The 13509-nt window shown below is 59.5% G+C and carries 8 protein-coding genes; 2 read left to right on the plus strand and 6 right to left on the minus strand.

Annotated elements, in window-relative coordinates; genetic code table 11:
• Nucleotides 1-15 precede the first annotated feature (15 nt).
• The 3 genes from ACID345_RS18600 to ACID345_RS18610 form a co-directional block, all read right to left on the minus strand.
• Entirely contained in the window at nucleotides 16-2442 is a 2427-nt protein-coding gene (locus tag ACID345_RS18600) for a hypothetical protein (protein ID WP_041855871.1), read from the minus strand.
• A 321-nt stretch (nucleotides 2443-2763) separates the two neighbouring features.
• Entirely contained in the window at nucleotides 2764-3936 is a 1173-nt protein-coding gene (locus ACID345_RS18605; protein WP_011524396.1) for an ammonium transporter, read from the minus strand.
• A 251-nt stretch (nucleotides 3937-4187) separates the two neighbouring features.
• Nucleotides 4188-4652: a YybH family protein gene (locus ACID345_RS18610; protein WP_011524397.1), complete on the minus strand. Its 465-nt coding sequence runs from the start codon at nucleotides 4650-4652 to the stop codon at nucleotides 4188-4190.
• Nucleotides 4653-4749: 97 nt separating this feature from the next.
• Between ACID345_RS18610 and ACID345_RS18615 the strand changes: the two genes are divergently transcribed.
• Entirely contained in the window at nucleotides 4750-5127 is a 378-nt protein-coding gene (locus tag ACID345_RS18615) for an EVE domain-containing protein (RefSeq protein ID WP_011524398.1), read from the plus strand.
• A 66-nt stretch (nucleotides 5128-5193) separates the two neighbouring features.
• Here ACID345_RS18615 and ACID345_RS25785 read toward each other — a convergent pair whose 3' ends face one another.
• The 3 genes from ACID345_RS25785 to ACID345_RS18630 form a co-directional block, all read right to left on the minus strand.
• Entirely contained in the window at nucleotides 5194-7278 is a 2085-nt protein-coding gene (locus ACID345_RS25785) for a choice-of-anchor D domain-containing protein (RefSeq protein ID WP_011524399.1), read from the minus strand.
• 642 nt (nucleotides 7279-7920) lie between these two features.
• Complete coding sequence (locus tag ACID345_RS25790) at nucleotides 7921-10221, minus strand: hybrid sensor histidine kinase/response regulator (RefSeq protein WP_011524400.1); 2301 nt, start codon at nucleotides 10219-10221, stop codon at nucleotides 7921-7923.
• 130 nt (nucleotides 10222-10351) lie between these two features.
• Nucleotides 10352-11503, minus strand: a complete 1152-nt coding sequence (locus tag ACID345_RS18630) for a multiheme c-type cytochrome (protein WP_011524401.1) — start codon at nucleotides 11501-11503, stop codon at nucleotides 10352-10354.
• A 250-nt stretch (nucleotides 11504-11753) separates the two neighbouring features.
• Between ACID345_RS18630 and ACID345_RS18635 the strand changes: the two genes are divergently transcribed.
• The gene (locus tag ACID345_RS18635; protein WP_041855872.1) at nucleotides 11754-13502 is read left to right on the plus strand and encodes a tetratricopeptide repeat protein; all 1749 of its coding nucleotides are present in this window, start codon (nucleotides 11754-11756) and stop codon (nucleotides 13500-13502) included.
• The last annotated feature ends 7 nt before the right edge of the window (nucleotides 13503-13509 follow it).

The raw sequence follows: 13509 nt of genomic DNA on the forward strand, positions 1-13509 counted from the left end.
CCAACCTGCTTCATGCTACGGGCTGACCTCCGCCTTTGCCGGCAACTGATACAGGAAATCGCCGACAATCAGTACATGTCCATCCGGAAGGATCGAAGCACTATGCTCGTTGCGCGCGTTGTGCAGCGATCCGTACGCGGAGAACGAATTCGCTACCGGGTCGTACACTTCTGCCGCCGTCGGATACTCGTAGTTCGATACGTCGGTCTCGCCGCCAACAATCAGCACGCGCCCATTCGATAGCAGAGTCGAAGTATGGGACCACCGCGGATAGACCATGCCTCCCGGCACCGCTGTGAAGGTCTGTGTCGAAGGATCGTAGAGCATGGCGCTGTCCGACACGCCGATGTTGTAGCCGCCGGTGATCAGCACCTTGCCGTTATTGAGCAGCGTCGCGGCATGCTGTACACGCCCTTCCGGCATGCTGCCCGTAGTCAGCGTGAAGTGTTCCGCCACCGGATCGTAAATTTCCGCCGCCGCCACCGAAGTAAAGCCAGGAGTGGAAGTTCCCGTCGAACCGCCGACGAGAAGATAGGTTCCATCCTGCAGCTTGGTTGCCGTAAACCACGAGCGCGCGATATTCAGCACCGGCCCAGCGGAGAACGTCTTCGCTGCCGGATCGTACCAATCCGTTGTATTGGTCGTGCCGAGATTGTTGTCGTAATTCAACGTGCCCTGCCGCCCCGACATCACGAACACCTTGCCCGAGTGCGGCCCGGCGGTGAGCATCACTGCCTGGTGTCCCGCGCGCGCGGCGCCCATGTTGTTCGTGGTGCCGGCGAATGTTCCAGCCGTGAGGTCGAGAACTTCGGCCGTGTTCCACGCCGACTCCCAGTCCTGTTCGCCACCCGCGATCAGCACATGGGTCGCATCGAGTACCGTCACCGTCGGTTGCTGGCGCGACGAACCCAGGCTGCCGGTCAGCGCGGTGAAAGTGCCTGTCGTCGGTGAGTAGGTCTCCGCCGAATTGTTCGCCGATCCATCAGAAGGATTGCTCCCGCCCACAATCAGCACACGTCCGTCGTTGAGCACCGCGGCCCCATGCCGATTGCGCAAGGAGAGCGGTGCACCCGTCGTTGCGGTGAATGAAGGTATTGCAGGAGCCGCGGTTACCGGTACCGCTAGCGTCGCGCTCTTCGTTGTGTCTGCGTTGCTGGTGGCCACGATGTGGTATGTGCCCGGAGTTGTCGGCGGCACGTAAACCTTCGCATACGTCGCGCCGGTGATCGTTCCTCCGGAAGGTCCTTCCAGCACCGACCACGTAACTGTCGGATCAATGCCGCTCGGCGTTACGGATGAATCGATGAACAGCGCATTCCCGCTGGTCAGCGTTCCGGGAGCATTCAGAGATGGCGGATAGATCGCCACGGAGATCGAAGATCCCACCGAGATCGTCGAGGTGAACGTGTCCGATGTAGAAGTATTGGTCGCTACCAGGTGGTACGTTCCAGTTGTACTGCCCGCCGTGTAGAGACCAGTCGAGCTGACCGTGCCCGCCACGCCGCCTTCTTGCAGACTCCAATTCACCGTGCTGATCTGCGTGCCGTCTTGATAGGCATTGAACTGCTGCGCCGTACTCGGCGCGACCAGGATCGAGTCCGGCGATACCTGGAACCCTGCCGGCGGCGTTACCGTCACGGTTGCCGTTTGCGCCTTCAGCGGATCCACTGCCGGCGTCGCGATCACGTGATAGGTTCCGACGAAGCTCGGCGCGAGATACGACGCTGTCGAAGGCCCCGTCTGCGTAATGGTTCCACCCGACGTTCCTTCCTGGATGGACCACGTCACTTGCTGGTTCGCGTTTCCAGTAACAGTCGAAGTGAAATTGATTGGGGTGCGTGGCCCAACCGACGACGTCGGCGGATTCACGCCCACGGTAATCAGCGGGTTCGTGTAGGTGTAGTCAGCGTACTGCCACGCGGCATCAATGTACGACCACAAGCGTGCGTAGATGGTGCCACCGTTCGCGGGCAACGTGTTTACGGTCGTGGTATGTGCGTAGGTATTGATGAAATAAATGTCGTGCGCGCCGCGCGTGGTTCCCAGATACAAGCTATTCATCGTCACGCCGGTACCGGCGTTCCAGTTGAACGTGGCGCTGTTTCCTGCCAGCGTGCTACCCGACGTCGGCGTTAGCATCGATGACTTCACCGGCGTGCCCATCGCGACATAGGTCGCGGTACTGCGGTAGTACGTGCCTCCGATGAGCGAGAACATCGTCACATAAATCTCGCGTCCGTCAGTCGGAAGACTGTTCACCGTCGCCGAAGTCGCAAGGTGCGCGTTCACAAACGCGATGTCCACCGCGCCAGGCTTCGAACCGAAGTAGATTGAATACTGGGTTGCGCCGGGTGTCGAAGCCGTCCACTGGAACAGCACCGACGAACTCGACAGCGTTGTGCCGCTCGCCGGACTGGTGATCGCGGCCGGAGTCGGAATCACGGCGTTCGCGAACGCGCTAAGAGAGCACAAAATGGCTAAAACGACGAAACAGCGCCAACTGGAGAGCCTGATCAAACCTGCCTCCTCAAAAGGAACAAATAGGTAATCGGCCCAGACACACTTCTTCCCTGCACTTCCACATCTAGTTAGGCGTAATTGCAACAAGGGATTTGTCGCAAAACGAACAAATTCATGGAACCGCGGGGAATTTTCTACGTGGGGAGGAAGCATTGTCGCCGAGTTTAGGACTGGGCGCAAGCACGCTTACAACAAAGCCCGCCTTTATTTAGGCGGGCTGTATCGTTCACCGATTCATAAAACTCAATCCGCTCCCGCGAACTCTTCCCGATCTTCGTAAGAGATCTTCTTCTCGCCGATCGTCCTAAGCAGGTAGCCGGAGAACAATCCCACCGACAGCGCCAGGACCACCGTCGTCGCGATGCCGGCAAGTTGTGCCTTGGCGATCCCGGGAATCACGACGATCGCGATCAGTCCGCCCATCAATCCCGGCATCCCGTGCAGGTTGTGTACGCCGCAGGTATCCGTGAGTTTGATCTTCTCCAGCAACCATGGCTGCACGTACACGTAGCCCAGCACGCAGATCGCGCCGGCAACCACGCCGATCGCAAATGCGCCATGCGCCGAAACCACATTGCACGTAGCGCCGATCGCCACGCCGCCCGCCAACGCGGCATTCGCCATGTCGGAGAACGAGGTTCGTCCGTTGTGCAAGAGGGCGCTCAGCACGTACGTTGCAAGGGTCGCACCGCACAACGCCAGAATTGTATTAATCACCGTCTGTGGCATTTGTTCGGACGGAACCACCGCACTGCAGAAGCTCGGCCAGAAGATCCACAACACCATGGACCCGATCATAGACAAACGGTCCGAGGTCGCGTCGCTCTCGATGGGCTGTCCGGCATGGCTCACATGCTCAGTGCGCATCAAAGCAATCGAAGCGCCAAGCCCGAAATACGCGCCGAAGGCATGGATAACGATCGAGCCAGCGCTGTCAACAAAACCCTTGGTGATCCCGAGGCCGCCGTCGAGTACCAGCCATTCGTTAATCATGTAGGCCGGCACCAGCACCGCGACCAGCGCGGCATACTGATACAGCCGCATCCGACCGAGCACCGCTCCCATCGCGATTAACGCCGAGGCACACGCGAACTCTGCCAGCAGCAGCACGTGGATGCTGTTTGGCGCCATCGCCTCCGCCGAAATCGCACCCGTCAAGCGCAGCAATAAATAGAGCGGGATCCCCGCGCCCACGACGAGGTACGTTCCGGTCGTCGCGCTATACCCGTACTTCTTCACAAACACCATGAGGAAGCCAAAGCCGACGAGCAACATGGCCAGGATATGAATCGAATAGTTGTACTGCTCCACCTGCCGCAGGCTCGTCTCCACGTGGGATGTGCCTTGCGCCCAAGCGGGCAGGCCCAATAACCACCACGCGCAGGCCGAGCCTAAAACGCAAATCTTCTTTTGCATCTCGTTCTCCTCAAATTTTCATGGAAGCGAAAGCTACTGCGGGATCGCGCAGCTAGCCGTAACGCAGTACGGAGCGGTGCAGCGCGCGATGGAAAATGAAGGCTGGCACGAATGCCTCTCGGCCCGACATGTGTCCATCGAGCCGTTCAGTAGCTTGTGCCGAACCGCGTTTCTCCGCAGTGATGTAAGACACGCGCTGCTGTGACGAGGGTTTCGGGGGGCGGTCGACGCTGCGCGCCGGCTCTAGACTGTCATCGCTCGTTGAAATTCGAGGCGTGGATGTGGACGATTCTCCATTCTCCGGCCTGGCGCTGCCATACCATCGTCCGTCGGCCGAACACTTCACCATCATCGAGATGGAATGTAACCAGCGCTACATCCTTGTCGAGATACTGGATGCGCAGGTCCTTCGGCTGTAACTGCATATACGGCGGCGCGCTCTTCCGGGAGTTTTTGCGGATGCGCTCGAAGACGCCTAGCCATGCTTGCTCAAACGACTCGCGGCTGTCGGTGCGTTTCAGGTTGGGCGCAGCGGGGTGGAACACTGTGGCATCGTCGGCGAAGAATGGGCGGAACCTCTGCCAATCGAGATCGTCAAAGGAGCTAACGAATGCGGTCAGCCGCTGATCGAGCGCCGCGGGCGTCGGAGCCTTGGTGTTCGTTTGAGCCACACAGTTGCTGAACAGCAGCAGGAGTACGAGTGCAATCCGGATCATGCGTTCCTCGGTCGAATGGCTGATTATTTTACGATCTGTCGAGGACGGCTGGTCCATCACCTTGACGCTTTCCCTCCACCCGTCATAACTTCTCCAGATGCCTTATCTCCTCAAAACCGAGCCCGGCACTTACTCCTTTGCCGACCTGCAGCGCGACAAGGAAACTACTTGGGATGGTGTGAGCAATCCGACGGCGGTGAAGCACCTGCGCGAAATGAAAAAGGGTGACGAACTCGTCATCTACCACACCGGCGACGAACGGACCGCCGTTGGCACGGCGACTGTCCTCTCTGTAGACGCAGCCGATCCGAAGAAGCCGCTAGTGAAGATCAAAGCGGGCAAAGCGATTGCGAACCCGAAGACACTCGAAGTTGTGAAGGCTGATCGCCGTTTTACAGAATCACCACTGGTCCGGCAATCGCGCCTTTCGGTGGTGCCGCTGACTGCGGTGCAATTCGAATTTCTCATCCATTGAACGAAATTGCCGGATGGTCTCCCACCCGGCAATTGTCTTGTTCGATAGAGACGCGCGGCTGACGGCTTAGTTGGACGTCGCCGCGGTTTTTACCGTGACCGTCTCACTCACCGTACCCGAGGCTGTGTACCGGTCGCCACTGTACGACACCGAGAGCGTGTGCGATCCCGCAGACAAACTGGTCTGCAACGCAGAAGCGCTTCCGCCGGCCAGTGCAACCGTCCCTCCGATCTGCTTACCGTCAACCTTGAAAGTCACCGTGCCGGTCGGAGCCGTGGAAGCATCCGACGTCACACTGACTTTCATGCCGACTTTTGCATTGGCCAGAAGCAAGCTGGCGCTCGTCGGCGCGGTGAACCGGATCGCCGGGGCCGTGGTCGCCGCGCCGCTGAGCGTCACGTTGTTGATGCCCAGTAACGTGTTGCTGAGCAGGTTGAAGTACGCCGAGCGTGAACCTGTTCCGGTCGGCTGGAAGATGAAGCCGACCTGGCAACTCTGCCCCGCGGCGAGCACGCTGCCCGGTGTCAGCAAGCAGGTCGTGGTGTTGGGATCGACCGCGAAGTCGTTGGGATTCGTCCCCGTGAACTTGGCGTTTGTGAGTTGCATCGCAGAGTTGCCGGTATTCGAAACCAGGACCGTCGAAGCAGCGCTCTTCACGCCGTTCTTCGTCGTCGGCAGCACCAGTTTGCCGAACGTGGTCACTCGACGCACAACTTGCGTTGTGCTGCTGGCCGCGTCCCCCGCAATGATGAACACCTGCCCCTCCGAATCAACGCCTACGCCAGTCGGGTTGGCCAACTCAGCGGTTGTCGCTCCGGCGGTATCGCCGATATACCCCGCAATGCCATTGCCGGCAATCGTGCGGATGATGCCGCTGGTGTAGTCAATGCGGCGCACGCGATTGTTCGCCTTATCGGTGAAGTACAGGTTCCCGGCAGCATCGAAAGCAATCTGCCCGATCTTGTTGCCGATCTCAGCATTGGTGGCTTGGCCATTATCACCTGCGAAGCCGCACGTGTGTCCACCGGCGACCTTGATGAACGATACGAAATTGTTCTCCGCGTTGTACAACGACTGCTGCGCGATTTCGCAGACGCTACCGTTTGCCCAGAGCGAGTAAAGATTGTCGCTGGAATCCACGGCCATCGTCGCCGACGGGCTTTGCTGGTACGGAAATGGATCGTAGAGGAAGATCAGGTTCGCGGGTATGGGCTGAACCGTGGAAAAAGCCGCGCCTTGATGGCTGTCAACGAAAAACAGGTGATTGTACGGATCGATGGACATTGCGCCCGGAGTCCCCAGCGCCTCGGAACTGAGAGTGCATGGAGTCGAAGCGGGACAAGCGATGGTGCCCGTCCCGCTGACTTGAACGACCGGGCCGTAGTCGTAGATCTCGTACATCTTGCCGGTGGACGGCACATCGTAGTAAATCTGCCCGAAGGTATCCTGTGCGACTCCGTACACGCCGGTATAACCGGTGGCGAGAGCTTTCGACGTTCCAGTCGAATCGATCGAGAGGACCTTCCCATTGCCAGTGTCCGCAATCAGCAGCGTATCGCCGGCCAGTGCAAGATTCTGGGCGCCGTTCAGCAGGCCGACGCCCGCCGAAACTGTCGCCGGAACCGTCGTGATGATCGACGGTACGAAGCTGATCACCGGCGCGTAGCCGTAACCGCCAATTCCAAAGCCCATCGGCAGCACGCTTGCACTATGGCTCACCTGCAATTTCCCTGCTCGGTGGCCGGGGCCCTGCGGCACAAACCGCACCATCAGGATGCAATCGGTGCCTGCGCTATAAGTTCGTCCTTCCCCGCAGGTGCTGTCGCTTTCCACCTTGAAATCGGCGGACGAAGTGATCTTCGTGATGGTTGCAGTTTGCGCGAACTGCACGGTGAACCGCTGCGGACCGGTGACTTCGCCCAACTTGGCCGCGCCAAACTCGTAAAAGTTTTCGGGAGCTTGGGCAAGAATCGCCTTCTCGCTGGCGGGCAACTCGGACAACATAGTCGCGGACGTTGCCGGCTTCGTGATTGTGACCGCAGAAGGTTTGGTTTGTGCAAATGCACTCATGGAAGCAAGCCATGCCGCAAAACCGGCAAATAGCAGGCACTTCCACGGCAGCAGGGAGTTTTGACGCGTCGGGACGAACATCGGAGTCTCCTCAATCGATTCGAATTGTGGGGAACACAAGGGGTCAAACGAATAGGCACAACCGGCGCGAAGTGGGGGGGCACCGGCAGAAAGTGCCTGATTCTCCCTCTGTTCGGGTTTTCTTGTCAATCAACTAAAGGGCAGAAATTACCTTAGAAGAGCGCTGCCGGCGTTGGTTCTTAGCACTTTACGATCGCTCCCCACTCCTCCGGATCGCGATCGGTCGCGCGGCGGGAGTATAGCCAGTGGTGGCCGTCGACGTCCAAGGCGCGGAAAAATTCTGGTCTTGCCCGGGACTCTCACAAACAACCGTGACCGCCATCACAGACTCTCCTTGCGATCCATTGCTAGAGTGCTAAATGAGGCTCAGTAGGCCCAGGCGACAAGCCCAGGGCCCACTGAGCCGAAAGTGTCTCTGGCCTCAAATGAGGTCACCGCCCGAAGGGGCGGCCGGAAGATCTTTGAAAATCGGGCGCAAGAGGCCCAAACCAAACCGCCGGAGGCGGGGGCAAGCTTGCGCACATAAAATACCGCGCAACGAGAGTTTGCGGACGACGGTCCGCAGTCGAAGCGGAGGCAGCAAGGCCTCTGTCTCCGCTTCAATCTCTCGTTCGAATCAGTATTGGCTGAATTGCAGTTCGATCAGGCTTTGACCGGAACGGCGTCCAACACCTCGCGTACGCGCTCGCCGAGCGCCGCGGGGGTAAATGGTTTTTGCAGTAGTGAAATGCCCTCTTCGAGAATGCCGTGGGTGCCGATTGCGTCGTCAGTGTAACCGGACATGTAGAGCACCTTGATGCCTGGCCGGCTGGCCGAAATTTTGACCGCGATTTCAGGACCGCTGGCGCCGGGCATCACCACGTCCGTGAGCAGCAAATTGATTTCGCCGCTATGAGTTTCGTTAAATTTCAAGGCTTCGGTGCCGTTCTCGGCCACGTACACGGTATAGCCAAAGCGGCGCAGCATGGTGAGCGTCAGGTTGCGCACCTGCTCGTCGTCTTCCACGAGCAACACGATTTCCGAACCCTTCCCCACGGCGACGGGATGCAAGCCCGTCTCGACTTCGGTACGCGCCTGGATCCGCGGCAGGAAAATCTTGAAGCTCGAACCCTTCGCGAGCTGGCTCTCCACCACAATGCTTCCACCGCTCTGCTTGACGATGCCATAAACCATCGAGAGGCCGAGGCCGGTGCCGCGGGCGCGTTCCTTGGTGGTGAAGAACGGTTCGAAGATGTGCACCTTGGTAGCGTCGTCCATGCCCACGCCGGTATCGTGCACCGCGAGCATCACGTAATCGCCGGGCGTAAGGTCCACGTGCTCGCGCGCGAACGCTTCGTCCACCTGGACGTTTCGCGTTTCCAGCACCAGCGATCCGCCCCGGGGCATGGCGTCGCGCGCATTTACGACGAGATTCAGGATGACCTGCTCGATCTGTCCGGGATCGGCCTTCACCGCGCCGAGTCCTTCGCCCGCACGCGTAGTGAGCTCGATGTGCTCGCCGATGAGGCGCTGCAGCATCTTCTGCAGATCGCGAACGAGACCGTTGAGGTTGATGGTGCGCGGCTGCAGCATCTGACGACGGCTGAAGGCCAGCAACTGGCTGGTGAGCGCGGCGGCGCGGGCGCCGGCTTCGTCAATCTGCTCAACGTCGGTGCGAAGCTCAGGATCGTTCCCGACGCGATCGAGCACCATGCGTGCATAACCGCGAATCACCGTCAGCAGGTTGTTGAAGTCGTGCGCGATGCCGCCGGAGAGTGTGCCGATCGCTTCCATCTTTTGCGTCTGGCGCAACTGTTCTTCCAGTCGCTGGCGCTCGATAATCTCGGAGCGTAGTTGCGAGTTGGCCTCGCTCAGTTCGCTGGTGCGGTTGGCGACTTGTTCCTCGAGGTGTTCTTCGTTTTCGCGCAGCAATTGTTCAGCGCGACGACGCTCTGCGATCTCCGCCTGTAGATCAGCGGCGATGCGCAGTTCGCGCTGCTGCACCACCACCATGCGCAGGCTGGAGCAGACGAACGAAATCGAAACCATCATCACGGCGAAGCCAAGGCGCTCGCGGACGATGACCATGGAGAGAATGAGCACGAGGAAAGCGGTCATCACCGGGAAGAGTTGGTCCCCTAGCACGCGTCCCGCCTTGCTCTTCGCGTCAATCCAGTCGGTTTCGTCCTCAGTCCACGTGCCTGCGAGGACGATAGGAGCGATATTGAGAGCGGTCCAGACGAGTTGGAACCACGTAGCCGACGGCAGCTTGTTGTAGTTGGCGTAAAGATCGGCAAGGCATCCGACAACCAGAAAGAGCGAAAAACGCCAGAAGAAGCGGCGTGTGGACCGTGAGCGCGTGAGCATGGCGCGCAGGCTGAACAGCATGGTCATCGAGAGGTCGTAGACCAAGGTTCCGCCCCAGGTAGCTTGCAGCCAGGAATGAGGCGTCTGGCCGACGAAGACATGCATGGGGAGGAACAGAAACATGAAGAAGACCGCGACCCAGAAGATCACGAGCTGGATGAAGTCGAGGACGTGGATGGGATCGAAGCCGCGGAACTCGAAATCAGGTTCGAGGAAAAGCGTGAAGCTGAGTGGCGCCAGCCAGAAAACGCTGATCTCGTCGGAGAGTTCGGTAAGCGCCCTGGTGTAAGGCAGCACTTCCGCGCCGATGCCGATCGCGAGCGATAGAGCGAAAAACGAGCAGCAGAGCGACAACGTCATCCACGCGACACGGGTGAGGCCGCGAGAGCGCCGCGACGCCTGCCAGGCAACGACGATTGCGATCGAAGAGAGCCCGAAGTCGAGGCAGTTCTCGACGATGATTTCCCGGCCCACCAAGTGCAACGCAATCAGCGTTATAACTTGTAGTAGGACAATGGTGGCAACTGGAACGCGCCACCAGTATTGCCCGGAAAACCACGAAGCAAAACGACTTCGCGCTGGAACGCGATTCAACATTTAGGGAACACCCGGGGTTGGAACATAAATATTGGTTTGATTATTCACCGCCACTTTCCGGCAGGCAACAACTTCGTGGCAACCGAGGTTACCGTCGTGTCATGTCCCGCATGACGATAGGCCTAAGGGATTAATCCGGGAACGGCTCTCCGGCTTTGGCGATCCGAATCCGGTGATCGGTGAAAGTATGATGGAAGTCGGGCAATTCGATCTTCTGCATGTGGCAGGTAGCGCAGTCGCTGGTGGACTTGGGACAGGCTTTACCGATTTGCTCGGCCGTGGGTTTCTGGCCCATCAGCACGTGACACTGCAGGCAGTTGTGGTCGTAAGATTTGGCTTCCGTGACCAGCGGCTTGTGGGGATCGTGGCAGGCCGTACAGGTCAGGCGAGCATCGCCCTTTTGCCAGCACTTACTCTGCTCCAGGCGGAAGGGCTGCGCCTTTAATGTGGCGATTCCGCGCCCGCGCTGCAGCGTCAGGTCCCAATAGGAAATGTGGCAGGCACCGCAGAAATCCACGGAATCACTGGGTGAAAGCTTGCCGGGATTGAGAATGCCGCCGCGCGCGGCATCCGGCGTTCCTGCCGACATGGCCACCGCAGCTTCCGCCGCATGCGAGGCCCCAGGTCCGTGGCAGGCTTCGCAACTCACGCCAGACTTCACGTTGGTCTCGGTGAGACGTCCGGCGACGTTCGATCCCGTGGTATGGCAACCGAAACACTTCTTCAACTCGGTATCGGGAATGCGGCGTCCCATTGCCTCGTCTGCCGACTCGGGCCGCGTCAGTTCGCGGGACGGCGTCCAACTCAGCGATTTCAGTACCTCGAAGTACGACGCTCGCGCTTCGTAGTAATAGCCGTCCTCTTTCTTGAAAAGATAAGACTGTCCCAGGTGACCGTTGCCGAAGGCCCATAGCAGGTCTGCGGACTTGGACTGCCCATTGACGGTGGCGCTAAAGGTTGCGTGGGTCCCGTCGGTGTGGATCTCGTACGTGGCGGCGCCACCCTTAAACGTCAGTGCGGGATGATCGCGGAGGGGGGAGGCGTCCACGGCGTGGACGGAAGTTTCTCCCATCGGCGTGATCTTCTGCGTGTTGGCTTTGTCGGCATGACAACTGGCACAAACCTGGCTGCCGACAATGTCTTTTTGCGAAGCAATCTCTTTGGTGGGCCAGAACTCGAAACCCAGCACGTGGTCGTCGGTCGTGAGTTGGGCGCGCAGAAAAACGGGGGAGAACAGGAGGGTGGCAACCGCCAGGTACACGTATCGCTGACCCCACTTCAATGCAAGAGCTCCCCACCGGATGCGAACTACACGATCGATTCGAGTAGCGATGCGGTATTCCCGGGCGCAATCTCCCGGTTAGCAGAAGTTTAACGATACGTACGGTTTTGTCAAAACCCGATTGCGGAGCTGCCGATAAGGCCTTGGAGGGCCGCCAGTCGAAAGATCGTCGGCCGCGCGCTGAGGGTCGAGGGGCTCCGTCACCGAGTCGCTACTGACATTGCAAAGCCGCGGAAGATACCATGGGCGGATGGAATCCGCGCCGGCTTCGCCGTCGAACTTGCCCCAAACAGCGCCGCGTTTGTGGAAGCGCTGGGGAATTGAGGCGATGCTGGCGGGCTTCGTCGCCCTGCTGTTTGCCCCGACCTTGCGGTACGGCTTCGTCTACGACGACCGCGTGGTGATTCTCGAGAACCCGTACATCCAGTCGTGGCGATGGTTCCTGCACGATTTCACCTCCCACGTTTGGGCCCAAGTCTCGAGCCAGCCCGCCAGTTACTATCGTCCGGTTTTCATAACCTGGCTGCGCCTGAACCACACCCTCTTCGGTTTCCAGCCGTGGGGATGGCACCTGACCACGGTACTGGCGCACGTGGTGGCAACGCTGCTCGTCTATCGCTTGGCGTTGCGGCTTTTGCGAAGCCCCTGGCAGGCGGCGATTGCGGCTTTAATCTTCGCGGTTCATCCAGTCCACGTGGAAAACGTCGCATGGGTCTGCGGATCGGTGGATCCGCTCATGTCGATTTTCTATCTCGGCGCGATATTGAGCTATTTGCGTTGGCGCGAACAGCATTCGCCGGTTGCGCTCGCCGTCTCGGTGCTGCTGGCGCTGACAGCTACGCTTACGAAGGAGATCGCGATCACACTGCCCGCGGTGATCTTCGCATACGCAGCGCTCTTTAGCCCCGCCGAAGCTGGTTGGGGCAAGCGGTTTCTCGCGGCTGCGAGAGATACCGTGCCCTTCGTGCTTGTCGCTGCCGCCTACATGGCCGCGCGCAGTGTGGTGTTGCATGGGCCAATATTCGCGGAGATATCGCTGGCAACCGTGCTGCTCACACTGCCGGGACTTCTGCTCTTCTATGCGCGGCTGACGGTCTGGCCGGTGAATTTGAGTCTCTTCTACAACCGCGCGCCGGTGCAGAGTTTCAGCGCGCAGCGCGTACTGCTTCCGCTGCTGGTTCTGGCGCTGATCGCGGCGGGTCTGTTCATGTGGCTGCGGAGAAGTAAACAGCGACGTGAAGGCCTGTTCGCGCTTGTTCTGGCGCTGCTGGCGCTGTCGCCGCCTCTGTATATCCGCTTGTTCAATCCGGACGACTTCGTGCACGACCGCTATTTGTACCTGTCGATGGCGGGTGTCGCGATGCTTGCGGCGATGGCTATAACTTCAATCAGGGGCGTCAAAGATGGAAAGTCGTTCGCGCCGCTCCCGCAGGTGCTGGTAGTAGCGGCCATCACGCTTGCCCTGAGCCTCGGAACGACAATGACGAACGGCAACTGGCGCGATGATCTTTCGCTCTGGGGGCATTGCTTCAAGGTAGCTCCGCACAACGTGCGCGTACTGAACAACCTCGCCTCGTCGCTCGGGGAGTCGGGCGCCTACCAGGTCGCGGTGCCAATGTTCCTCGAAGTACTGAAACGCGATCCGAGCAATGCTCGCGCTAACGCGAACCTTGGCTATACGCTCTACCAGGCAGGCGCGCTGGAGCAGGCGGAGAAGTATCTCTCGAAAGCAGTGCTGTTGAACGCCTCCGATGCCCATTCCTGGCTATATCTTGGCGTGACTCACCTCAAGCTAGGCGCGACTGCGGAAGCGGAGTCGGACCTGCGCCAGGCGATAACGATAGACCCCTCGGCCACCGGCGCGCACTTGGCTTTATCAGTGGTGCTCGAACAGCGCGGTGACCGGGCGGGCGCCATCGCCGAATCGCAAGAAGAGCTGCGCTATCACCCCGAGGAACAATCGGTGCAGCAGCGCCTCCAACAACTGCAGGCGAAATAATCCCGCG

The sequence above is a fragment of the Candidatus Koribacter versatilis Ellin345 genome, from assembly GCF_000014005.1.
Classification (GTDB): domain Bacteria; phylum Acidobacteriota; class Terriglobia; order Terriglobales; family Acidobacteriaceae; genus Korobacter; species Korobacter versatilis_A.

What these genes read in the sequence shown, in the direction of transcription:
- ACID345_RS18635 (WP_041855872.1), top strand. Translation starts at nt 11,754, where the DNA reads ATGGAATCCGCGCCGGCTTCGCCGTCGAACTTGCCCCAAACAGCGCCG.
- ACID345_RS18605 (WP_011524396.1), bottom strand. Translation starts at nt 3,936, where the DNA reads ATGCAAAAGAAGATTTGCGTTTTAGGCTCGGCCTGCGCGTGGTGGTTA.
- ACID345_RS25785 (WP_011524399.1), bottom strand. Translation starts at nt 7,278, where the DNA reads ATGTTCGTCCCGACGCGTCAAAACTCCCTGCTGCCGTGGAAGTGCCTG.
- ACID345_RS25790 (WP_011524400.1), bottom strand. Translation starts at nt 10,221, where the DNA reads ATGTTGAATCGCGTTCCAGCGCGAAGTCGTTTTGCTTCGTGGTTTTCC.
- ACID345_RS18615 (WP_011524398.1), top strand. Translation starts at nt 4,750, where the DNA reads ATGCCTTATCTCCTCAAAACCGAGCCCGGCACTTACTCCTTTGCCGAC.
- ACID345_RS18610 (WP_011524397.1), bottom strand. Translation starts at nt 4,652, where the DNA reads ATGATCCGGATTGCACTCGTACTCCTGCTGCTGTTCAGCAACTGTGTG.